The 25,098-nt window shown below is 30.4% G+C and carries 21 protein-coding genes; 1 reads left to right on the top strand and 20 read right to left on the bottom strand.

From position 1 onward, the window contains the following. Window positions 1-67: 67 nt before the first annotated feature. The 8 genes from ACCQ40_RS05280 to rpiB all read right to left on the bottom strand — a co-directional run bounded on the left by ACCQ40_RS05280 (window position 68) and on the right by rpiB (window position 9,730). On the bottom strand, window positions 68-967 hold the full coding sequence (locus tag ACCQ40_RS05280; protein ID WP_410032916.1) for a SurA N-terminal domain-containing protein: 900 nt from the start codon (window positions 965-967) through the stop codon (window positions 68-70). After that, on the bottom strand, window positions 948-2,045 hold the full coding sequence (locus ACCQ40_RS05275) for a peptidylprolyl isomerase (RefSeq protein WP_410032915.1): 1,098 nt from the start codon (window positions 2,043-2,045) through the stop codon (window positions 948-950). Before ACCQ40_RS05275 ends, ACCQ40_RS05280 begins: the two co-directional genes overlap by 20 nt. Further along, a complete protein-coding gene (gene mfd, locus ACCQ40_RS05270) occupies window positions 2,029-5,523 on the bottom strand; it encodes a transcription-repair coupling factor (RefSeq protein WP_410032914.1) in 3,495 nt (1,164 codons plus the stop codon). The genes ACCQ40_RS05275 and mfd overlap by 17 nt, the downstream gene beginning before the upstream one ends. Next, window positions 5,520-6,104: an aminoacyl-tRNA hydrolase gene (pth, locus tag ACCQ40_RS05265; RefSeq protein ID WP_410032913.1), complete on the bottom strand. Its 585-nt coding sequence runs from the start codon at window positions 6,102-6,104 to the stop codon at window positions 5,520-5,522. Before pth ends, mfd begins: the two co-directional genes overlap by 4 nt. Next, complete coding sequence (locus ACCQ40_RS05260) at window positions 6,105-7,091, bottom strand: ribose-phosphate diphosphokinase (RefSeq protein ID WP_394011558.1); 987 nt, start codon at window positions 7,089-7,091, stop codon at window positions 6,105-6,107. Then, window positions 7,088-8,482: a bifunctional UDP-N-acetylglucosamine diphosphorylase/glucosamine-1-phosphate N-acetyltransferase GlmU gene (gene glmU / locus ACCQ40_RS05255; RefSeq protein WP_410032911.1), complete on the bottom strand. Its 1,395-nt coding sequence runs from the start codon at window positions 8,480-8,482 to the stop codon at window positions 7,088-7,090. Before glmU ends, ACCQ40_RS05260 begins: the two co-directional genes overlap by 4 nt. Window positions 8,483-8,487: 5 nt before the next feature. Further along, window positions 8,488-9,207, bottom strand: a complete 720-nt coding sequence (gene deoD / locus ACCQ40_RS05250) for a purine-nucleoside phosphorylase (RefSeq protein ID WP_394011560.1) — start codon at window positions 9,205-9,207, stop codon at window positions 8,488-8,490. 82 nt (window positions 9,208-9,289) lie between these two features. After that, the gene (gene rpiB, locus ACCQ40_RS05245) at window positions 9,290-9,730 is read right to left on the bottom strand and encodes a ribose 5-phosphate isomerase B (RefSeq protein WP_410032910.1); all 441 of its coding nucleotides are present in this window, start codon (window positions 9,728-9,730) and stop codon (window positions 9,290-9,292) included. A 120-nt stretch (window positions 9,731-9,850) separates the two neighbouring features. On the opposite strand from rpiB, the gene murC reads away from it, so the two are divergent. Further along, window positions 9,851-11,254, top strand: a complete 1,404-nt coding sequence (gene murC, locus ACCQ40_RS05240) for a UDP-N-acetylmuramate--L-alanine ligase (protein ID WP_410032909.1) — start codon at window positions 9,851-9,853, stop codon at window positions 11,252-11,254. 49 nt (window positions 11,255-11,303) lie between these two features. On the opposite strand, the gene ACCQ40_RS05235 is transcribed toward murC, so the two are convergent. The 12 genes from ACCQ40_RS05235 to ACCQ40_RS05180 form a co-directional block, all read right to left on the bottom strand. Continuing rightward, on the bottom strand, window positions 11,304-11,657 hold the full coding sequence (locus ACCQ40_RS05235; protein ID WP_394011563.1) for a type II toxin-antitoxin system PemK/MazF family toxin: 354 nt from the start codon (window positions 11,655-11,657) through the stop codon (window positions 11,304-11,306). After that, entirely contained in the window at window positions 11,647-12,768 is a 1,122-nt protein-coding gene (gene alr, locus ACCQ40_RS05230; RefSeq protein ID WP_410032907.1) for an alanine racemase, read from the bottom strand. The genes ACCQ40_RS05235 and alr overlap by 11 nt, the downstream gene beginning before the upstream one ends. A 2-nt stretch (window positions 12,769-12,770) precedes the next feature. Beyond that, a complete protein-coding gene (locus ACCQ40_RS05225) occupies window positions 12,771-13,955 on the bottom strand; it encodes an NAD(P)H-hydrate dehydratase (RefSeq protein WP_410032906.1) in 1,185 nt (394 codons plus the stop codon). After that, window positions 13,952-15,214, bottom strand: coding sequence for an amidohydrolase (locus tag ACCQ40_RS05220; RefSeq protein WP_410032905.1), 1,263 nt, complete (start codon window positions 15,212-15,214; stop codon window positions 13,952-13,954). The genes ACCQ40_RS05225 and ACCQ40_RS05220 overlap by 4 nt, the downstream gene beginning before the upstream one ends. A 29-nt stretch (window positions 15,215-15,243) precedes the next feature. Beyond that, window positions 15,244-16,662: an Asp-tRNA(Asn)/Glu-tRNA(Gln) amidotransferase subunit GatB gene (gene gatB / locus ACCQ40_RS05215; protein WP_410032904.1), complete on the bottom strand. Its 1,419-nt coding sequence runs from the start codon at window positions 16,660-16,662 to the stop codon at window positions 15,244-15,246. Further along, window positions 16,659-18,068, bottom strand: coding sequence for an Asp-tRNA(Asn)/Glu-tRNA(Gln) amidotransferase subunit GatA (gatA, locus tag ACCQ40_RS05210; protein WP_410032903.1), 1,410 nt, complete (start codon window positions 18,066-18,068; stop codon window positions 16,659-16,661). Before gatA ends, gatB begins: the two co-directional genes overlap by 4 nt. 8 nt (window positions 18,069-18,076) lie before the next feature. Then, entirely contained in the window at window positions 18,077-18,355 is a 279-nt protein-coding gene (gene gatC, locus ACCQ40_RS05205; protein WP_410032902.1) for an Asp-tRNA(Asn)/Glu-tRNA(Gln) amidotransferase subunit GatC, read from the bottom strand. 1 nt (window position 18,356) lies between these two features. Further along, window positions 18,357-20,357, bottom strand: a complete 2,001-nt coding sequence (gene ligA / locus ACCQ40_RS05200) for an NAD-dependent DNA ligase LigA (protein ID WP_410032901.1) — start codon at window positions 20,355-20,357, stop codon at window positions 18,357-18,359. A gap of 1 nt (window position 20,358) precedes the next feature. Then, window positions 20,359-22,554 carry an ATP-dependent helicase gene (locus tag ACCQ40_RS05195; RefSeq protein ID WP_410033149.1) on the bottom strand — a complete coding sequence of 732 codons (2,196 nt, stop codon included), beginning with the start codon at window positions 22,552-22,554 and terminating at the stop codon, window positions 20,359-20,361. 88 nt (window positions 22,555-22,642) lie between these two features. After that, on the bottom strand, window positions 22,643-22,969 hold the full coding sequence (locus ACCQ40_RS05190) for a YerC/YecD family TrpR-related protein (protein ID WP_394011572.1): 327 nt from the start codon (window positions 22,967-22,969) through the stop codon (window positions 22,643-22,645). Window positions 22,970-23,097: 128 nt separating this feature from the next. Next, window positions 23,098-23,757, bottom strand: a complete 660-nt coding sequence (locus ACCQ40_RS05185; RefSeq protein ID WP_394018113.1) for a type 1 glutamine amidotransferase — start codon at window positions 23,755-23,757, stop codon at window positions 23,098-23,100. Beyond that, entirely contained in the window at window positions 23,754-25,082 is a 1,329-nt protein-coding gene (locus ACCQ40_RS05180; protein ID WP_410032899.1) for a MurT ligase domain-containing protein, read from the bottom strand. Before ACCQ40_RS05180 ends, ACCQ40_RS05185 begins: the two co-directional genes overlap by 4 nt. Between the last annotated feature and the right edge of the window lie 16 nt (window positions 25,083-25,098).

The raw sequence follows: 25,098 nt of genomic DNA, 5'->3' as shown, positions 1-25,098 counted from the left end.
CAATAAATAATTCTGTTTAACTCTAGTTTTGATTATACAAAATAATTCTAGCTTTTTCAAGCAAATCTTAGACAAAAAGCCTAATTTTAGACTTTTTCACCAACTTATTAAGATAATCCTCATATTTTTGTTTAAGGTAAATATCTTTGACATTTATTAGTAAGTCATTTTCATTTTCATTATATGAATTTACCATTAAAATCATATATTTGTCATTATATTTGAATATATTACTTATCTTATTTTTCTCTAAAACTCCAGCTTCTTTTAAAAGTGGGTCATCATTGTAGACAAAATCAGAGTTAATAACCTCATAATTTTGTACAGGTTTACTTAGATAAGACTTGAAATCACTTGAAGAGTTTAAATTTTCCTTAGCTTTTTTAGCTTCAGTTTCATCATCAAAAGCTAAGACATTATATTTATACTCTTTTTGATATTTTTCATTTGCTTTATAGTATTCTAGTACTTCACTATCTTTTATATCATTATGGCTTAGGAAGTAATTATAATGTTGTTTTCTAATAGAATCATTATAGAGTATTTGGTTAAAGTCATTTTCATCTATGCCCATTGCTTTAACATTTGCCTTTAAGGAATCTTTACCCCCTAGCTTATCCTCCAAATCATCTCTAATAGATGAAGCAACACTATCATCTACTTTTATATCATTAGCTTTCAGATCATTAACCATTACTTGGTCTTTAACCATAGAATCTACTAATTCTTTTTCTAAAAGATCTAAATTAGTTTTATTTCTATCATTCTCTTGTTCAAGATATCCTTCACCATATTTTTTAGAATAGTAATTTTGATAAAAATCTAATTCTTTTAAGTATTGCTCATTGCTAATGGCAACTCCATCAACAAGTGCTATATTTCCCTTACTTTGCTTGGAAGTTGTGCATGCTGATAGATTAAATATTAAAACTGCAAATAATACAGTCTTAATTATCTTTCTTTTCATCTGATTCTTTTTCTTTGGCTTCTTCTGAGTTATCTTTTTCTTCTTCCTTATCTTCAGTGGATTCTTCTACAACCTCTTCTTTAGTAGCTTCTTCATCTGCTGCTTGAGTATCTTCAGTTACAATGTTAGCTTTTTCTGCTAATTCATTTGTATATTCTTGATATTTTTGATTCTCTAAATTTTCTTTTATTTTTTCTCTATCTTCATCTGTTAGATCACTTGAGACTTTGTTTACTCTTATGATATGCCATCCAAATTGAGTTTTTACTGGTTCACTAATTTCTCCCTCTTTCATTGAGAAGGCTTTATCTTCAAATTCTTTTACCATTTGACCTTTAGTAAACTCACCTAAAGCTCCACCTTTTTCTGCATTACCAGTATCTTTTGAGTATTTTTTTGCAAGTTCTGCAAAGTCTTCTCCATTATCTAATTTTTGTTTTACTTCTTTAGCAGTTTCTTCATCTTCTACAAGAATGTGATCAGCATCTACTTTTTCAAAACTTTCTTTATTTTCTTCATAGTATTTATCGATATCTTCATCGCTCACTGGATTATTTTCTTTAAACCAATCTAAATGTTTGGTGTAAAGAATATCTTTTCTTATGGTATCTTTAAACATTTCAGTATCCATGTTATAATCTTCTAGCATTTTATCAAAAGCATCTTTACCATTTTGCTTATTGATATTTTCTACAGTTGCCATAAATTCATCAGATACTTCTTTATCACTTACAGTAATATCATTTTTAGCTGCATCATCAGCAACTAACTTATCTCTTACCATCATGCTTACTACTTTTGATTTTGCATTTTGACTACTTGCTAAAAATGCAGAATAAAATGCCATTTCATCTTTGTATTTATCTTTGCTTAGTTCTTCTCCATTAACTAAAGCTACTGCATTTTCTGGTAATTTTTCATCAGTTTTTTCTTTTTTATCTGCAGTATCTGCCTTTTCTACAGTTTCAGTTCTGTTTGTAGTAGCATCATTCTCTTTTTTTGTTGTTTCATTATTACAAGCTGCTAAAAACATTGAACTTGCAAGCATAATTGTTAAAATTTTATTTGTTTTTTTCATTTTTTCTCCTTACCTTACTTATAACTTCTAATAAATCATAAGTATCGATTAATTTTGTATTTGATGTTGGGATTTTGAAGGAAGGGTTAGCTGATAGATCAAGTTTCATTTCACCCTTGTACTCTTCACTTATTTCTTTTAGCTCATCTATACTAAAATCATCCCTATCTGTAAATTTGATATTAATGTAGCCATCTCTTTCACGGATTTCTTTAAAACCTATAGTCTCAGCCAAAGATTTTATCATGGATACATACATTATATTATCCACCATCACAGGTATATCTCCATAAATATCAATCAAATCTTCTACTAATATATTGTAATCTTCTATATTTTCAATATTTGCAATTCTTGTATATATCTCAATTTTTTGTGATTGATCTGATATATAGGTATTTGGTATATAGGCATTTACCTTAATATCAATATATACATCTGATTTTTTCTTAATATCAACTTCTTTTCCAGAAGCCTTTTCTACCGCTTCTTGAAGGTATTTTACATAAAGATCATAGCCAACAGCCTCTACATGACCACTTTGACTTTCTCCTAGGAGGTTGCCAGCACCACGTAGCTCCAAGTCTTTCATAGCAATTTTATAACCACTACCAAAATCGGAAAAATCTCTGATAGATTTTAAACGCTTTTCGCTAATTTCTGATAATACTTTTCCATGCCTATAGGTAAAATATGCATATGATGACCTATTTCCCCTACCTATACGCCCTTTTAACTGGTAAAGCTGGGATAGACCCATCATATCTGCATCATAAATAATAATTGTATTTACATTTGCTATATCCATACCTGTTTCAATTATAGTTGTAGAAAGCAATATATCTATCTCACCATTGATGAAATCATTCATTATAACTTCTATTTGTTTTGGGGTTAGCTTACCATGGATAATTTCTACTCTTGCTTGAGGGATAATTTCAACTATATGATTATATAGTAAATCTATATTATGAACCCTATTATAAACAAAATATACCTGTCCATCACGAGCAAGTTCTCTTTCGATAGCAGATTTTATAATATTTTCATCATATTCAATCACATAAGTATTTACAGGTAGTCTTTCTTCTGGTGGTTCATCTAAGGTTGATAAATCTCTTATACCTGCTAGTGACATTTGTAAAGTTCTAGGAATAGGAGTTGCTGATAAGGTTAATACATCTAAGCTTGTTTTTAATTGCTTTAGCTTTTCCTTATGTTTTACCCCAAACCTTTGTTCCTCATCTATAATAAGGAGCCCTAGATTTTTAAATTTAACATCTTTTGATAAAACCCTATGGGTACCTATTACTATATCTACTTTTCCAGATTTTAAGTCTTTTATAGTTTCATCTTGTTCTTTCTTAGAATTAAATCTAGATAAAAGTCTAGCTTCTATTGGAAAATCTTTAAATCTTTCCTTCATAGTTTCATAGTGTTGACTGGCTAGAATTGTAGTTGGAACTAAAAACGCAACTTGGTAGCCATCATCAATTGCCTTAAAGGCTGCTCTAAGTGCAACTTCAGTTTTTCCATAACCCACATCACCGGTTAGAAGACGGTCCATAGGCTTATCTTTTTCCATGTCTTCTTTTATTTCATGGATACTTCTTAGCTGGCTATAAGTTTCCTCATATGGAAAGGATTCTTCAAATTCTTTTTGCCAAGGTGTATCTGGAGAAAATGCATGACCAACTTCTTTGGACCTTTTAGCGTATAGTTTTACTAAATCATCTGCAATTTCATCTACAGCCTTTTTAGCACGGGCTTTTGCTTTTGACCAAGTTGGTGTTCCTAGTGTAGATAATCTAGGTTTCTCACCCTTATTACCTATGTATTTACTAACGAGATTCATTTGATCAATAGGTACATAGACTTTGTCATTTCCCTTATAGTTAATGACTATAAAATCTTTTTGGATATTATTTACTTCTATTTTCTCAAGACCATCATAAACACCTATACCGTTATTCTCATGTACTACATAATCACCTATATCCAAGTCAGAATAATTAATAATGTCCGTAGATGACATTTTATTTTTTATTTTCTTTTTAACTTTTTTCTTACTTGTACCGTAAATTTCTTTTTCGGTGAAAAGATAAAAATTGTATTCTGGTAGATAATATCCTTCACTAGCTGTATCACTAGTAACTGTAATTTTAGAATTATAATCATCTGATATATCGAGAATATCATTTTCTTTTAGGGCATTTATTAAATTTTCTTTATTTTCTTCATTACCTGCAAAAATAAAGGTATTTGCATCTACATTTTGGCGCTTAAGCGAATCCGCTAGAGTAGTGATTTTTCTATTAAAATGCTCCGCCTCTATTGTTTTAAATTCAAGGAGCATTTTTGGATTAAATAACTTTGACCTCTTAAGGATAGATGTAAGATTTATGATAGGATGATTTTCTATTTTTTTATAAATATCCTCTGATTTTACCAAAAGATTAGCAAAATCAGTAAAGACTTCTCCCCTCTCTCTTTGGAGAGTAACATCTTCTAAAAATCTATTGTAGGATTCATTTTCTTGATCATAGATTCTAGCTATATCATCTACTATAAAAATAGTATCATTAGATAAATAATCTATAAAAGTTTCATAGTTATCATTTCTATAGGCATTTATCAAATCCCAGTTAGATACGTACATACTATCTTTTATGTATGTTTCTATTTGTTTGTATTTATCTACTAACTTTTGATCATTAGAGTCTTTGATATTTTTTTCTAAGTTATTAATATCTTTCTCAATTTTATCTAAAACAATATCAAAGTCATCTTTATCATAGATTAGTTCGTTTAAAGGTGAAATCGTAACTTCATCTATCTTTTCAATAGTGCGTTGATTTTTCTCATCAAATATCCTTATTGAATCAATTTCATCATCAAAAAGCTCAAGTCTTATAGGATTATCATAATCTATTGGCCAAAAATCTATTATAGATCCACGTTTTGCGTATTCACCTTTATTTTCTACAAGGGTAGTAGGACTGTAGTTTAAATTTATAAGCGTACTTATAAATTTATCTACATCTACAGTATCCTCACCTGTTATTCTAACAAAACTATTGTTAAATTTATCTAAAGATGTAATTTTATTTAATATAGCATCCATAGTAGTTATAGTAATTTGCTTTTGATTTCTAGCTTGACTGATTAAATTTTCCATCCTAAGACTTTTTACATCTTCATCAACTGATTTTATATTATAAAAGTTGATTTCACTGGCTGGATATAGTCTAGCCACATCGTTTAGATTGTTTATATTTATTTGGTAGTCTTTGGCCTTTTTTTCATTTTCTGTAATTACTACAAAATTCTTATCCAAAGTATCGAAAAGAGATAAAATCAAATGTGCTTTTATCCCTTCAGTAAGACCATGTAAATAAATAGGTGAATCGTTTACATAATTCGCCTTTATTTTATTTAATTGTTCAGTGTTTTTTAATATATTAATTAATTGATTCATTTATTATTTTCCAATAAATTTATCGAGTTATACTTATTCATTGCCTTATCAATATTTGTATCAATCATCATTTCAATAGCTTCTGCAGCCATAATAATTTCTTCTCTTACGATATCTACATCTTCTCCGTGAAATCCACTTAAAACAAAATTTGCTAGATTCATATATTCTGGTTTTTGTCCTACAGCAATTTTTATCCTTGGAAACTTGTCGGTTTGAGTTTGATATATTATAGATTTCATACCATTATGGGTACCTGCTGATCCTTTTTTCTTTATACGAATACGCCCAAAGTCTATATCTATATCATCAAGTATTACAATTAATTTATCATCGTCAAACTTATAAAAGTTTTTGAAATCTCTTACTGACTCTCCAGAATTATTCATATAAGTTTGTGGTTTTATGAGCATAACTTTTTGGCCAGAGATTTCTCCCTGACCATAAAGCGCTTTGTGTTTTAATTTTTTGACATTAATATTGTGCTTTTCGGCTAAATAATCTATAGCCATAAACCCAACATTATGTCTAGTGTTTTCATATTGTAAGCCTGGATTTCCTAGCCCTACTATATAATACATTTAATCTTCATCCTCAAATAATCCACTAATTGATTCGTAGGTATTAATTCTATGAATAGCTTCAGCTAATAATGGTCCTACCTCTAATTGTGTGATTTTATCTATTCTTTTTTCTTCTGGTAAGTGAATTGTATTTGTAATAATAACTTCTTTTACTTTTGATTCTTCTAATCGTTGAATTGCTGGTCCAGATAAAACTCCGTGAGTTGCAGCTATATATACATCTTTTGCACCATTATCAATTAAATAATTTGCTGCATTTGTGATAGTTCCAGCAGTATCTATCATATCATCTACAAGGATAGCTGTTTTTCCTTTAAAATCACCAATTACATTCATGACTTCTGAAACATTTGGTCTAGGTCTTCTTTTTTCAATAATAGCAATTGGTAGTTTTAGGTAATCAGAAAATTCTCTTGCTCGTCTTACTCCACCTAGGTCAGGACTTACTACTACATAATCATCTGGCTTATCGTAAGCTTCATCTTTAAAATATTCTGAAAGTAGTCTTATAGCCGTAAAGTGGTCTACTGGTATATCAAAGTATCCTTGAATTTGCCCTGCGTGTAGGTCCATAGTAATTACTCTATCAGCACCTGCTTCAGTAATAAGATTAGCAACTAATTTTGCAGTTATAGGTTCACGACCACGTGTTTTTCTATCTTGGCGAGCGTAACCATAATAAGGAACAATAACATTTATATATCCAGCAGAGGCACGTCTACAAGCATCAATCATTATTAAAAGTTCCATTAAGTTATCATTTGTTGGTGATGAAGTAGGTTGTACTATGTATACATCCTTACCTCTGATTGATTCATTAATAATTATTTTGATTTCCCCATCGCTAAATTTTTCAATATCTGCAGCGCCTATTTCTTTATCTAAGCTTTTTGCGATTGATTCAGCTAATTTTGGGTTTGCATTACCTGTTAAAAGTTTTAATTCTCCTCTGTGAATAGATAATTGTGAGTTATCAGATGTCATTTTTGCTCCTTTTCTTTCTCTAAATCTCTTTTACGTTTTTTTTCTACATAGCCTGCTATATTTTTTTGCTCTGCACGCTCTATTGATAGAGCTCCTGCTTCTACATTTGAAGTAATTGTAGAACCTGCTGCTATGTATGCTTCCTTTTCTATAGTTACTGGGGCAATAATATTTGAATTTGATCCTATAAATGCATTATCTTTAACTATTGACCTATACTTAAATTTACCATCATAGTTTACAAATATAACCCCACAGCCAATATTTATTTTACTACCTAAATCAGAATCTCCAATATAAGCTAGATGACCTGCCTTTGTTCCATCTCCAATTGTCGCATTTTTTACTTCAACAAAATTTCCGATGTGGACATTTTTACCAAGTTTTGCATTAGGTCTTAGGTGGGCATATGGACCTACATCAGTTCCTTCATCAATAAAAGATTTTTCTATTACAGAATTATCTATTTTAATATTATCTTTTAAAATAGAATCTTCTATCCTAGAAGAACCTTCTATGATGCAATTTTCTCCAATTTCAGTTTTTCCTAAAATTTTAACAGGTCCTGAAATAATAGTATCCATACCTATTTTAACTTCTGGATCAATTATTGCCATCTCTGGATCTTCTATTATCACACCATTTAGCATATGGTTTTCATTTACTCGTTTTTGTAGGATTTTTTTAGCTTCTGCTAATTCTTTTTTATTATTTATGCCATAAAATTCATCAGCATCACTAGCAGTAAAGGCCATGACTTTCTTGCCGGCATTATATAAAATCTCAATGCAATCTGTTAGATATAATTCACTTTGATCATTATTAGTATCAAGTTTTGCTAAAGCCTCTTTTAAATCTTGACCTTTAAATATATAAATACCAGTATTTATTTCATCTATAACTAACTGGCTTATATCTAAATCTCTATGCTCTACTATTCCTATGAAATCACCATTATCATCGCGAATAATGCGACCATAACTTTTTGGATTTAAAACCCTGGTTGATAAAACAGATGCATTACTATTAGTTTCTACATGGCTTTCTACAAATTCTTTTAAACTTGCTTTTGTAATTAAAGGTATGTCACCGTTTAAAACTAAAACTTGATCATCATCTGCTATCTCATCTATAGCAAGAGATGCTGCATAACCAGTTCCATAAGGATAATCTTCACCTATTTTTTGTTCAATAATAGTTTCATCAGGGAAAAGTTCAGCTAGTTTATCTTTATTTTTCCCAGCTATTATTATGGTTTGAGAATATTCAAGCCTTGATGCATCGACTACGTATTTTATAATTTCCCTATTTAATAATTTGTGCAAGACCTTAGATGTTTTGGATTTCATCCTTGTTCCTTCACCCGCAGCCATTATTATAGTTTTTAACATAGTCTTTACTCGTGAGCTACTTCAAGGGCTAAAGTCATCATATCTGTATAAGACTTTTCGCGATTTTCTGCACTATCTGCTACATTTTCTACTAGTGAATCACTTATGGTAAATATACCAAGACCTTTTTTACCATATTTTCTAGCAGCCATAAATAAACCATAGCTTTCCATTTCTACACATAAAACTCCGTATTTACGTAAGTTTTCAAAAACGCCTTCTGGTAAATCATTGTAGAATTGATCTGAACTGTGTACTTGACCGCAATGAGTAGTATAACCTAATTCTAATGATTTATTATATGTTTCTAATAATAAATCAAAATCAGGAGTAGATGAAAAATTGATATTAGCAAAAAGATTATCGTTTATTGAACTTTCTGAACAAGCACTGGTAGCTATGACTATATCATGAAGTTTTACTTCTTCTTGCATAGAACCTGCAGTACCAACTCTTATAATGGTATCTACATCATAACCGCCAAATAGTTCATTATAATAAATCATTGATGATGGTATTCCCATGCCTGATCCCATAACTGAAACTCTTTTTCCCTTATAGTAACCTGTAAATCCAAGCATACCGCGTGTTTCATTAAATTTTGTTACGTCTTCTAGAAAATTTTCTGCAATAAATTTTGCTCTAAGAGGATCTCCTGGCATTAATACTGTTTTTGCAATTTGATCAGCGCTTGTTGCTGAAATATGTGGTGTAGGTATATTCATATTTTCTCCTATTATTTAATTTCATATACTATAATAACATTTTTAAAATTATTTTAAAACTAAAAAAAGATAGACTTATTTTCTATCTTTTCTCGATTTCTGTTATTTTATCTATTCTTCTTTGATGACGACCACCTTCAAAATCAGTGGTTACAAACTCTTCTACAATCATTTTTGCAGTTTCACTACCTATAACTCTAGCCCCAAGACATAAGCAATTTGCGTTATTGTGAGCTCGACTCATTCTAGCAGAAAAAGCTTCAGAAACACAAGCTGCCCTAATACCATCAATTTTATTTGCAGAAATGCTCATTCCAAGTCCTGTTCCACAAACTAAGATTGCAAAATCAGCTTCCTTATCTAATACCTTTTGACAAGCTTTTTGAGCAAAATCAGAATAATCAACACTATCTTTTCCATCTGTTCCTACATGGATTACTTCATGTCCTAATTCTTCTAATTTTTCTTTTATAGGTTCATATAATTCAATACCACCATGGTCGTTGCCGATTGCATAAATCATAGCTTATCCTCCTATTGTCTAAATTCTATTTTAATGGTAACATACGGGTATCAACTTTACAAGTAATAGTAAAAAGCATATGATATATTATATTAAAGTAAGTAGAAACTAGGAGATACAATGTTTGAATTTAATTTAAATGGACACGATTATAATTATGTTCATTTTATCGGTATAGGCGGTATTTCAATGAGTGGTATCGCTTCTTTATTGTTAAATAAAGGATATAAAATATCAGGATCCGATAGATCAATGACTGATATAGTAGAAAATTTAAAAGAAAATGGTGCAGAAATTTTTATAGGTCAAAGAGCAGAAAATATCACAAACCCTGACCTAGTAGTATATACAGATGCCATTTTAGATGATAATGAAGAATTAATCGCAGCTAAAAAACTTGATATACCAGTTGTAACTCGTGGAGTGTTTTTAGGAGCTCTTATGAGAAATTATAAGCACTCCATAGCAGTATCAGGTTCTCATGGAAAATCAACGACAACTAGTATTATTTCAAAAATACTATTAAACTCAACTGAAGATGCTAGTATCCTACTAGGTGGAGAGCTGGATGATATGGATGGAAATGTCCATGTTGGTGATGACAAATATTTAGTAACTGAGGCTTGTGAATATAAGGGAAATATTAGATACTATTATCCACAAACTGTTATTATATTAAATATAGATGAAGACCACTTAGATTATTACAAAGATTTAAATGACATAGTAGATACTTTTAAAACTTATCTAAGAAACCAAGACGCAAATTCTAAAACTATTTTAAATCTTAATGAAGAAAATAATAAGCTAATTCTTGATTCCGTTCAAGGCGAGCTAATAACCTATGCTCAAGAAAATTATGAAGCTGATTATGTAGCACGTAATATTGCATTTGATGAGATTGGTAGACCAAATTTTGATTTAAAAATGAAAGATGGAAATATTGAGCATTTTGAACTGGGTGTTATAGGTCGCCATAATATAAATAATGCAATGGCTGCAATAATAGCAACTTATGAAAATGGTATAGATTTAAAAACTATAAAAGAAAGTTTAAAAAGTTATACTGGTTTAAAACGCAGAATGGAAATAATAGGACATGTAAATGATTCAACTATTATGACAGATTATGGTCACCATCCATCAGAGATTGAAGTTACTCTCAATGCTCTAAAAGAACATACAGAAGGAAAGCTTGTTTGTGTATGGCAACCACATACCTACAGCAGAACAAAATCATTATTCGATGACTTTTTAACTTGTTTTGATGCAGCTGATGAAGTTATTATTACTGATATATATGCAGCTCGTGAAAAATATGATCCAACTATCCATTCTAAAGATGTGGTAGATGCTTTAAATAAAAAAGGAATAAATGCTAAATATCTAGCTACTTTCGAAGAAGCAAGAGATTATGTGTATGAAATAGCAAATCCATCAGATCTAATTATCACTACAGGTTGTGGTAATCCAGATGTGCTTGCTCACATGATAGTAGATGATCAAGTAAAAGTAAGTGCTTAAATTAAAAATGCCCCCCCTTAGGGAGGTCATTTTTTTAATATGTACTTATTTAAAAATCGTGCGCTAAATCTAAGGATATCGCCATAGCTTCATTTATTTTTATCATAACTGTATCATCAAAGTTGCCGATTTTCTCTCTTAGCCTTCTCTTATCTATAGTCCTAAGTTGCTCAAGCAAAGCTACACTATTTTTTGGAAGGCCAAATTCGTTTCCTCTTATCTTTACATGGGTGGGAAGTTTTGCTTTGTTAAGTTGGCTGGTGATTGGTGCTACAATGATAGTTGGAGAATATTTATTCCCCACATCATTTTGCACAACTATAACAGGTCTAACTCCCCCCTGTTCGCTTCCCACAACCGGAGATAGATCTGCATAGAACAAATCCCCTCTTTTAATCTTCATAGATTTCTCCTATATAATTATCTATACTAATTATTTTACCACTTTTTTTATAAATTCTAGGTACACGGAGATTAATTGAAGTCATTAATTCATAAGGGATTGTATCAATTTTTGCTGCTTCTTTATATATATCAGGATATATTATTACTTCATCATCTATATTTACATCTACACCTGTTACATCAACCATCATTTGGTCCATGCATACTCTACCAACTACCTTGCAAAGTTTTCCATTTATCAAAACTTCTCCAAGATTTGAAAAAGCTCTTATATATCCGTCTGCATAACCTATACTTAAGGTAGCAATTTTCATAGGCTTATCTGCTGTAAATGTTCTACCATAGCTAATTGATGTTCCAGCTTCTACTTCTTTTATAAAAATAACTCTTGATTTAAAAGAGAAACATTGCTTAAGCTCTACATTATTTTCTTCTTTTAATAGATCAGATGGATAAATACCGTAAGTTGATATACCTACACGAATCATGTCGCGGTTAATATTATGTTTTATAGCAGCTGCACTATTAGCAATGTGGACAAATTCTAAATTAAAAGCATTATTGATGTCATTAATAATTTTTATAAATTTATCATTTTGCATTTCAGTATAGGAAGTATCTGCCTCATCTGCAGTTGAAAAATGAGTAAATGCGGAGATTACATTTATATTTTCTAGATTTTTAAGTTCTCTTATTTTATCTTCTTCATAATCTCTAAATCCTATCCTACCCATACCAGTATCTAAAGCTAGATGAACATTTACTTTTTCATCTATAGAATCATTTATTTTCTTAGCATACTCTAAATCAATAATCGGAATATCTATATCATATTTTATACATTTACTAACATCTTTAAAATATACAGCACCTAATACTAATATTGGTTTTTTTATTCCTGCTTTTCTCAATGAAATAGCTTCATTAAGTCTTGCCACTGCAATATAATCTATATATTCTTCAACTTGTTCTGCTATTTTAAAAGCTCCAAGTCCATATCCATTTGCTTTTAAAACAGCACAATACATAGAGTTAGGGTTTATCCTTTTTATATTTTGAATATTTTCTATAATTTTATCTATATCAATTTCTACATAACTTTCGTTCATGATTACCTCAATCTCTTTATTGCTTCTGATAAATTTTCAATAACATCTGTTGCTATTAGTGAATCTTCTCCAAGTTTCTCGCTTGCTATATCTCCAGCTAAGGAGTGTATGTAAACTCCCAGTTTAGCTGCCTCAAATGGTTCTAATCTTTTCATAAGGCTTGCGATAACTCCCGTTAAAACATCTCCAACTCCTGCCGTAGCCATGCCAGGATTGCCTATTTCATTTTTATAAAATTTTAGGCCATCTGTAACTATAGTATGATCTGATTTTAAAACTAAAACAACATCATTGTCTTTGGCAAATTTTCTAGCAATACTTTCCTCATCTTCTTTTATTTTATCAATCTGAAGACCTGTAAGTCTTGAAAATTCTCCCATATGAGGAGTAAGAATTATTTTATTATTAGATTTTAAGATACTTAAATCTTTACTAATTGCATTAAGTCCATCTGCATCTATAACCATATCTATGTCAGTACTTGCAATTATTTCACCAATGAGTTTATTTAAGTCTTCACCCTTACCCATACCTGGGCCTATTATAAGTGTATCTTTACCTTCAATATTATCTAATATTTGATCAACAATTTCTGAACTATAGTAAAAATTGTGACAATCAATTTCTTTTATTATTTGTTCATTTGATTTTATTTGTAGAATTTCACTAATAGATTTTGGAGCTAGAATAAAAGCCATTCCCGCTCCTGTTCTCATAGCCGATAAGCTTGCCATATAAACTGAGCCTGCCATACCAGAGCTACCGCCAAGAATAGCTATTCTTCCATAATCTCCCTTGTGTGATTCTGATTTTCTTTTTGGCATTAATTCTTTTATTTCCTGGCTGATATTCATCTGATATTGCTCCTTCATGTTACAAATGGCTATGGCATAGTTTCCATCATGACTAATAGATAAGCTCCCCCTTATTTCTTTATTATTTATAAAAGCAATTGGTCTATTATCTACATGTTTAATTTCAATTTTTTTTCTTAAGATATGGGCTAAGTTCAAATTATTTGCTTTTAAAATAGCTTCTTTTGCTGCAAAAATACCTGCAAAAGTTTGTAAGCTATTTTGTTTTTTAAAACCATAATTAAGTTCATCTTCAGCAAATAATTTTTCTAAAAATCTAGAGCTAGCTTTGCTAGAAAATTTTGAGATATCAACGATGTCTACACCAATCATAATAAATCTTTACTTAATCTTTTCGCATTTACTTTTATATCTTCTATATCTAAATAAGTATATTTACCATTTTCATAAAGTAAATCACCATCAACAAATACATAGGAAATATCATTTTCATAAGTTGAATAGCAAATAGATGCTATAAGGTCGTTTTGTGGTGTATGGTTTATATTGTCGATATCTATCATAATTAAATCAGCACATTTACCTTCTTCTACTGTCCCAACCTTATCATCTATGCCTAAGGCCTTTGCTCCATTTATTGTGGCCATTTTTAAAACGTCAAATGCTTTTAAGTTATCAGCCGCTTTTAGTTTTGATATTAATGATGCTACTTCTATTTCTCTCAGCATGGATTGTTTATTATTACTTGAAGCCGAGTCTGTTCCTAGAGCAACATTTACTCCACCTTCCATTAAACGAGATACGTCACAAATTCCTGATGATAATTTTAAGTTGCTAGATGGATTGTGAATTACGGATACATGCTTATTTTTTAGAATTTCTATATCTTTATCTGATAAATGAACTCCATGGGCCGCTATAGTTCTATTATCAAAAATATTGCATTCTGCAAAAACTTCGGTTGGGCTTTGTCCGTGGTTTTTAAGGCACTCTTCATTTTCAAATTTTGTTTCTGATAAGTGGATATGAATTGGAATATCGTGGTCTTTAGCAAGAGCCGCTACTTTTTTAAGATATTTTTTATCTGTTGTATATACTGCATGGGGACCCATTGCTATTTCTATTTTTTCATTATGGCCATTATATTTTTTGTGTAGGTCTATACATTCATTTATTCTCTCATCATCAGGATCAGGGCTAGTAAGACCTCTAGCTATTTGTGCTCTTAGTTTTGCTTTATCTAGAGCTTTTATAGTTTCTTCTTCAAAAAAATACATATCTGCAAATGTAGTAGTACCTGTTTTTATCATTTCAGCAAAGGATAAAAGAGATGCATGGTACACTATTTCTTCTGTAAGTTTAGCTTCTACCGGAAAAATATAATCATTTAGCCAAGTAAATAGCTCATTATCATCTCCATAGTTTCTAAAATAACTCATTGCAACATGAGTATGGGAATTTATAAAGCCTGGCATAGTTATATAATTTGTACCATCTATTATTTTCTCAGCTTTAAAATCTTTTAAGCTTCCAATTTTTTTTATTTTTCCATTTTCTATGTAAATATTGTCTTTTCTAATTTTTTCATCTACCATTGACAAAATATTAGTGTTCTCTATAAGTATGTTCATATTGCAAAAAAAGGAGTGGTGCCCACTCCTTATTCTCCTATCTTTTCTTTTAATAAATTATTTATTTCAACTGGATTTCCTTTACCCTTGGTTTTTTTCATAGCTTGGCCCACTAAGAATCCAAAAGCACGGTCTTTTCCATTTCTAATATCTTCTATAGACTCAGGATTTTCAGCTAGTACTTCATCTACTACTTCTTCTAAAAATCCACTATCACTTATTTGTAGTAAGTTTCTTTCTTCCGCTAATTTTTCTGGGTCTTCGTTTGACTCAAATATTTCACGTAATAATTTTTTTGCTACGTTATTGTTAATCTTATCTTCTTTAGCTAAATTTATTAATTTTGCAAAGTTTTCAACTGATAGATTCATAGTTGATGGACTTTGCTCAGTCTCATTTAATCTTCTGGATAATTCTGTGAGTATCCAGTTTGCAGATACCTTTGGATCATTTACTAGGTTATTAGTGCTTTCAAATAATTCTGCTAGTTCTCTATCATTTGCCAATAGATTTGCATCATATTCTGTCATGTCATATTCATTTATATAACGACTTTGTTTTTGACTTGGTAGCTCTGGAAGATTTTCTTCAATGTTATTGATGTAACTTTCTTCAAGATATATTTCAGGTATATCGCCATCTACAGAAAATCTGTAATCATTTCCTACCTCTTTATGACGCATATGAATAGTTTCTAGCTTTTCATCATCCCATCTTCTAGTTTCTTTTATACCAGCTTCACCATTTTCAAGTAGTTTTCTTTGACGGTCTTCTTCAAAGGCGAGGGCTTGTTCAATAGCTTTGATAGAGTTCATATTTTTAATTTCAGCTATATTTGTTTTATTGCCAGTATCTATGTCTACCATATTGATATTTACATCCACACGCATAGAACCTTGGGCCATGATACAATCAGATACTTCTAAAAATCTTAAAGTTGAAGCAAGAGTCTCAACGAATTCGCGTGCTTCATCTAGGGATTCTATATCTGGTTTTGTAACTATTTCTATAAGTGGAACACCAGCACGGTTATAATCCATAAGGGTTCTACCTTCTTCATCACGGTTAGATTTTCCTGTATCTTCTTCCATATGGATTTCAATTAGACCAACTTTTTTGCCATTTGAAAGTTCTACATATCCATTTGTCGCATATGGTTTATCATATTGAGTAATTTGGTAGCCCTTAGTTAAATCTGGATAAAAATATTTTTTCCTATCCATTTTTTGATCATTTGCTATATCACAATTAAAAGCAAGTCCTGCTCTTAAAGCTAGTTCTACTGCTTTTTCATTCATCACAGGTAGAGAACCAGGGTGACCTAAGCAAACTGGGCACACATTTGTATTTGGTACTGCACCAAATTCGTTTTTACAGGAGCAAAACATTTTTGTATTAGTTGCTAGCTCCACGTGGATTTCTAGACCTATTATTGTTTTTAAATTCATTTTGCCTCCCCTAAAAATTTCTCAGCCGCATTTATTACTTTATTATCATCAAATCTATTTCCAATAAATTGGATAGAGCCAGAGATTCCTTCTTTTACTGGTACAGATAAACCACACATACCAGCTAAGTTTACTATTACGTTAAAACCATCAGCTTTAAAATCTGATAAAGGATCCTTTTGGGTTTCTTCATCAAGGTCTGGTGGTAGATTTGTTGTAGTTGGTGTTACAATTAAATCATAGTTTTCAAATAATTCTTCTAGTTCTTCTTTTATTAAAGTACGTAGTTTTAGACCTTTTTTATAAATTCTTTGATCATCATCAGCTGATAGGTACATAGTACCTAGGGCAATTCTTCTTTGAACTTCTTCTCCAAAACCCTCTGATCTTGATTTTATATATAATTCTGCTAAATCTTTATAACCTTCAGTTTGGTGACCGTATCTTACCCCATCAAATCTACTCATATTTGATGAAACTTCAGAACTCATTACTATGTTGTAAACAGGATTTGCGTAAATAGCGTATTTTAGTTCAATTTCTACTAAGTTTGCTCCAAGGTCTTTAAGCCTTTCTAAAGCTAATTTGTAGTCTTCTTTTACAGCATCTTCAATACCATTATAAAGAATACTATCTGTGCTAATAACCGCTATATTTTTACCATTAAAGTCATAATCATCTTTAGTATAATCATAAGGGTCTAAAACAGCCGTCATATCATTTTTATCTGGTGATGAAGTGATATTAGCAAATAATCTTAAATCATCAATATTTTGAGCAAATAAACCTACTTGGTCTAAAGTATTTGCCATAGAAACTACCCCATAGCGGCTCATCAGAGAATATGTTGGTTTATATCCAATAATATTTGTATAAGAAGCTGGACCTCTTACAGATCCACCTGTATCAGTTCCTAGAGCTACTAAGACATCATCATTTGAAACTGCTACTGCAGATCCTGAAGAAGATCCGCCTGGAGTTTTTGTTATATCTAAGTTATTTTTCACCGCACCAAAATATGAAGTTTTTGAACTTGCACCCATGGCAAACTCATCCATATTTGTTTTAGCAATTACAATTGCATCTTCATTTAATAAATTTTCTACAACTGTCGCATTATAAATTGGTGTGAAATCTTCTAACATTTTTGACGCGCAAGTCATTTTCATATTCTTGTATGAAATGTTATCTTTAACTGCGATAGGTAGACCAAAAAGCTTTCCTAACTCTTCACCATTTTTTAATTTATTATCTAAGTACTCAGCTCTTTTTAAGGCATCTTCTTCATTATAAGAGATATAAGCATTGTGTTCATTTTTCTTAATTTTTTCTAAGGTTTCTTTCGTATAATCAGTAACTGAAATTTCTCCAGATTTTAATTTATTTATTAAATTTTCTATATTCATAAAATCTCCTATAAATTCCAATCTAATCTAAAATATCCAAATTCTTTATCTGGTGCATTTTTTAATGCTTCATCACGGCTAGATGATTCTTTTGGCTCATCTTTTCTAAAAATAGCCTTGTGAGCATCAATACTTTCAGTCATCTCTACATTTTCAGTATCTACATCAAAAATATTTTCTATAAAATCAATTACAATATTAAATTTATTGGACAAGTCTTCTACATCTTTGCCCTCAAGACTAAGATTTGCTAGTCTATAAATTTTTTCTACTTCTTTTGCTTGCATCTTACTTCCCTTCTAGGTAATTTAAAAATTCATAAAGCTTTTCGCCTTCATAAACTTCTACACCCAAGTCTCTGGCCTTTGTTAGTTTTGATCCTGCTTTTTCTCCACAAAGCAGAGCATCTGTATTTTTTGAAACAGAACCTGTAACTTTACCGCCATTTTTTTCAATTAATTCTTTTATATCATCTCTCTTATAATTTTCCATAGTACCGGTAATTACAAAAGTTTGATTTTCTAGTTCATTTGAAGATTCTTCTTTATTAACCTCATTTAAATTGATACCCTTTGATAAAAGAATATCTATAGCTTCACTTATTTCTTCATCTTCAAAAAATTCTACGATATTATCAGCTGTTATTTCTCCAATATCATCTATTTCAACTAATTGATCAGCTGAAGCGTGTCGTAAATTTTCAAAAGTTTTAAATTTGTTTGCTAAATCTCTTGCTGTTCTTTCACCTACATTTGGTATACCTATAGCATAGATAAACCTATTTAAATCACGATTTTTACTTTCTTCTATTGCATCAAGTAGGTTTTGAGATTTTTTTGGACCAAACCTATCTAAATCTATCAAATTATCATAGGTTAAATCATAAATTTCATATATATCATCTATACCACGTTCATCCATTAGTTGAGCTATGGTTTTTTCTGATAAACCTTCTATATCCATAGCATTTCTAGAAGCATAATGCTCCATACGTGCTAAAAGTTGTGGAGTACAGGATATAGAGTTTGGACATATAATATGAACATTGCCCTCAATTAGTTCTGTATTACAATATGGGCAATGAGTTGGTTTTTCAATTTTTGTGGTTCCTTCTTGATCTTCATCCACTACTCCAAGAATTTCTGGAATAACATCATTAGACCTTCTTATAAATACATTTGATCCAATACGTACTTTTTTTCTTAAAATATCATCATAGTTATTTAAAGTTGCACGCGATACGGTTGCACCAGAAAAGTCTACTGGTTTTAGTATAGCAGATGGTGTAACTTTTCCTGTCCTACCTACATTCCACACAACATCTAAAAGTATTGTAGTAAATTCTTCTGCTTCAAATTTGAAGGCCACAGACCATCTAGGAAACTTATTTGTAAATCCTAGTACTTCTTGAGTTTTCTTATCATTTATCTTAATAACAACCCCATCAGTCAGTATATCTAAAGTCTTTCTTTCAACTTCAATTCTTTCAAGCTCTGTGATTATTTCATCATAGGTCTTTACTATCTTGTGGTAGGGATGAATATTAAAATTTTCTTTTTTAAGAAACTCTAACATATCTTCTTCAGTTGAAAAATCTAAGTTAGTTGTTGATATGTTATAAAAATATGCTGTTAAATTTCTTTTACGGGTTTCTTTAGTATCTAGATTTCTTAAGGCACCTGCTGCAGCATTTCTAGCATTTTTTAGCTGAAATTCGTTTTCTTTATTATATTTTTCAAGTTCTGATAGAGGCATTAATGCCTCACCCTGGATTTCTAATAAAGATTTTTCTTCAATTTCTAGTGGCACAGATTTTATGGTTCTTACTTGAGCTAAGATTTCCTCCCCAACTATACCATTGCCTCTAGTTGCAGCATTTATGATTTTTCCATCTTCGTATGTTAGATTTATAGTTAAACCATCAAACTTATATTCCATTACAAATTCTAATTCGGGTAGCTCATCATTATTATTTTCATTATAAGCATTACGAAGTCTAGTAGCCCTATCTATCCAATCTTTTAATTCATCATAGGACTGGGCCTTATCTTGTGAATATAATCTTGATATATGAAAGTGTTTTTCAAACTTTTCTAAAACCTCTCCCCCTACTTTTTGTGTAGGAGAGTTATCAGGATGAATGCCTGTTTCATTTTCTAATTGTTTTAGCCTATCATATAACTTATCGTACTCACCATCAGATACTAAAGGAGAATCTAGGGTGTAATAATGATAGTTTAATTCTTCAATTTTTTCTATAAGTTCACTAATTTCTTCTTTTTTTTCCATATTACACCTTATATATTGGAGCATAGTCTTGGTTAAGTTTTTTAAGCCCTTTTTTATCAAAGGCTACTACTAACTCATTGCCATCTTCGCTTTCTTTAATCTGGACAACCATACCTTGACCCCATTTTGAGTGGACTACCTTATCACCAACTTGATAAGTTTCGTCACTATTTTCATGCTTTTTAAGTTTTGTATCTAAAACTGACTGGCGTGTTTTTTCACGCATGTAATCTTCATTAGATGCTCTTTCAAAAGACCTAGAATTAAATGAGGCGAAACTTTTATTTTCTAGCTCTTTTATATTTTCCCTTATCTCATCCATAAATCTTGAAGTCTTATAGTATATAGGTTGGCCGTATGCTCTTCTAACTTCACTGCTTGTTAGATATAATTTTTCACGGGCTCTGGTAATTGCCACATAAAATAATCTACGCTCTTCTTCGATATTACCTTCATCAATAGATCTTTTTCCTGGAAATAATCCATCATCTAAGCCAACAACAAAAACAACCGGAAATTCTAGACCCTTTGCTGCATGCATAGTCATAAGTACTACTGAATCATCCTTATCTTCTGTTTTTTCCAAATCAGAAATCAGACTTAAATTTTCCAAATAATCATAGATAGTATCATCTGGATTATTTTCTTCGTATTCACTTGCTGCACTTATAAATTCGTTGATATTATCAATTCTTGCTCTATCCTCTACTGAATAACTAGCTTCTAAACTTTTTAGGTAACCAGACTTATCTAAAACTTCATTTATCAAATCAGTTATAGTGTATTTTAGAGCATTTTCAAAAATTTCCTGTAGAGGATTGTAAAACTTATAGGCTAATTTTTTTAATCTATCAGTTAATAATTGGTCATAACTAGGATTTGTAATGAGCTCTAGCATTGCTATATCATTTTCACTTGCTATCCTACTCATTTGTTCAACACTTTTTTGACCTATGCCACGCTTCGGCTCGTTTATGATGCGTTTTAGGGCAACATCATCCTTGGGATTTACTATGATTTTTAAATAAGAAACTAAGTCTTTGATTTCTTTTCTATCATAGAATTTTAATCCGCCGATAACCTTATAATCAATTAGATTTTTCATTAAGGTTTCTTCAAAGGATCTTGATTGTGCGTTGGTCCTATATAAAATTGCAATATCATTATAAGAATAGCCTGAGTTTACTAGAGATTTTATCTCATCAACTACAAATTTACTTTCTTCACTTTCTACAGAATTGTTTTTGTAGATAACATCATCGCCGTTACCATTTGAAGTCCATAAATTTTTATCTTTTCTTTCTATATTATTTTCTATAAGAGAGTTTGCAGTATTTAATATATTTGATGTTGACCTATAGTTTTGCTCAAGTTTTATCACTTTAGCATCCTTAAAATCTCTCTCAAAATTTAATATGTTACTTATATCTGCTCCCCTAAAACTATAGATAGATTGGTCAGCATCTCCAACAACTATTACATTATTATGGTAGCCACCAAAATACTTTATAAGTTCATACTGACCAGCGTTAGTATCCTGATATTCATCAACAAATACATATCCAAACTTTTTTTGATAATATTCTAGAACTTGTTTATCTTTTTTAAACAGCTCAAGAACTTTTTCTATTAAATCGTCAAAGTCTAAGGAATTATACTCTTTCTTGCGTTTTTCATATAAACGGTAGATTTCATAGTATTCGTTTTGGTTTCTATAGTAGTCATCAATTTTTAAGAATTCACTTGGACTAATAGACTTATTTTTTAATGAACTTATAAGATTTTGAGCATCTCTTACACTTATATCATCCTTATAGCCTAAGTCATTAATAATTTCTTTTATCAAAGTTCTCTGATCGTTGGTATCATAAATGGTAAAATTTGAAGAATATCCTATTTTTTCAATATTCATCCTTAAAATTCTAGCGCAAATTGAGTGAAATGTTCCTATCCATAGATGGCTAACATCCATATTTAAAAGAGTAGCCACCCTATCTTTCATCTCATTTGCAGCCTTATTGGTAAATGTGATTGCTAAAATATTTCTAGGGTCTACCCCTTCATTTTCTATTAAATTTGCTATGCTAGTTGTAAGTACTCTTGTCTTTCCGCTACCAGCACCAGCCAAAACTAAAAGAGGTCCTTTTGTATGTTGGACTGCCTCAGCCTGTTTGTCATTTAAACCTTCTAAAATCATCACATTCCCCCTTATCTATTTTATTATACCACATGAAAAAAGAGTAGACATTAAGTCTGCTCTTTATAAAATGGTTATATTAAGAAAATTATTTATCTTGATTTTCTCTTTGTCTTTTTAAATCTTTTTCGATAAGTTTATCTAGGACAATGTCATAGCCATTTGATCCATAGTTTAAAGATCTATTTACTCTAGAAATAGTTGCAGTTGATGCACCGGTTTCTTCTTCAATTACATTATATGTTTTTCTTATTTTAAGTAATCTTGCTACGTGTAATCTTTGAGCTATAGATTGGATCTCTCTAGCTGTGCATATATCTGTAAAAAATGCATAACATTCTTCTATGTCATTTAGCATTAAAATTGCTTCAAATAATTCATCTATTTGTTCATTTCTTAATTTTGAATCTGTCATTTTTCCCCCAATTATATAGTTTGTCTTATAGTTACAATAGTATTATACACTAAAATTTAACATAAACATACTTTTATCAAATTATTGTGTCTATATTATTATATATGCAAATAATCTTTTTTGTGATTCTAATTATCAGTTTTGTTACTTATTGAGATATTCAATAAATCTTTACAAAGTTCTTCATTTCGTGCTAAAACTGGTCCATGCAAATAGGTGCCTATTGTATTTTTATATCTAAAACCTTCAGTTTTATCAGAACCATTATTACCATTACCTTCAATAACAAAACCAAAAGGTTTCTGATCATCTGATAAGTGAGTTATTCCACCATGATTTTCAAATCCCTCATATACCTTATTATTAATTGCATCTTTTATTTTAATTTTTCCTGTAAATCTAGTTCCCTTATCTTGATTTTCAGTATAATGATTAAAAATATTGAGTCCTTCTATTTTTTTGTTATAGGCATCAAAGTAATATTGACCTAGAAGCTGGTATCCACCACATATAGCTAGAAAAACACCACCATCATCAATATATTTCTTTAATTCATCTTTTTTTTCTAATAGATCAGTCTGCACTATTCTTTGCTCATAATCTTGACCTCCACCAAAGAAGACAAAATCATAATCTGCAGAATAAAATTTATCACCAATACTTACAGTTACAATTTCTACTTCATATCCGTTTTTTCTTGCTTCGTGAGCAAAAGCCATTACATTTCCTACATCTCCATAGGTATTTAATAAGTTTCCGTAAAGGTGGCATATTTTTATTTTTTTCATAATCCTAAAACCTCTCTTAATCTAAGCATAGCAGTATAAGTAGATAGAATATATATATTATCGGCCTTAGAATTTTTTATGATATCATAAATTTCTGTTTCATAGTCAAATTCTTTAATATCATCATTAAATATTTCTGCAATCTCTAAGCGTCTTTTCATATCTTTCTTTCTTATACCTGATACATATATATCTTTTATATCAAGCTTAGCAAGATTTTCATAATAGGAATCATAAATCCAACTTACATCAGTACCATCAGCATAGTTATCATTTAATAAACAAATTAGTGAAACTGGATTTTCTTCCAAAAGCATGAGATCTATGATTTGGTTAAGACCTGTAGGATTTTTTACTAGGTTAATGGTTACATTTTTACCTTCAACATTGATATTTTCTTGCCTTCCAAAAACATTTTTTTGGCTACGAAGACCTTCATAAATTTCTTCATAGCTTAATCCAAGTTCTTTAGATACACTTAGTGCGGCAAGGGCGTTATATACATTGTACAAACCACCCACATTTACTTCATACAACTCATCTCCTACCATAAATTCAGAATAGTTTGCATCAAGTTTTATCAATTTATCTATAGAATAATCAATATTAGGAGTTTTAAAGTCACAATTTGGACAAGCATAGTCTCCTAGTGAAGAATAATTATTTAATTTATATTTTAAAACATGGTGGCAATGTGGGCAAAGTATACCATCAGAATTAATTTCGGCATCTAAATTATAATCATCACTTGCATTTTTATAATCTCTGATAGCAAAGTATGTCTTATTATAATTTTTCATCTGATCATAATTAAAAATTGGTAAATCTCCGTTAGCTACTATTTTTGCATCTGGCATGACCGCCATACCCTCCATAAGCTTTGCAAAAATATTGTATATTTCACCAAACCTATCCATTTGATCTCTAAAAATATTTGTAAAAATTACATATTCTGGCTTAATATACTGGCCAATTCTTACTAGATTTGCCTCATCTACTTCAAGAACTGCTATAGTTTCTTCCTTAGCAGGATTATCTAATAAGGTTGTTATTATACCTTGAACCATATTTGATCCAGATTCGTTTGTGTAAACCTTATCATATCTTTGCTTTAATATGTTTACCAAAAAATGGGTTGTCATTGTTTTACCATTCGTACCAGTTACAAATATAAATTTCGTATTTTTTGACAACTCATTTAATATATTTTTATCTAATTTATATGCAACATAACCAGGTAGAGATGTAGCCTTACGGTTTGTAAGCCTTAGCCCCGCCCTAACTATTTTTGCTATTTCTTTTGTTAATTTATTTCTTATACTCATAAATTTAATATATCTT

This window comes from Anaerococcus cruorum, assembly GCF_046365495.1.
Classification (GTDB): domain Bacteria; phylum Bacillota; class Clostridia; order Tissierellales; family Peptoniphilaceae; genus Anaerococcus; species Anaerococcus cruorum.
This window is presented reverse-complemented; position numbering and strand designations above follow the sequence as displayed.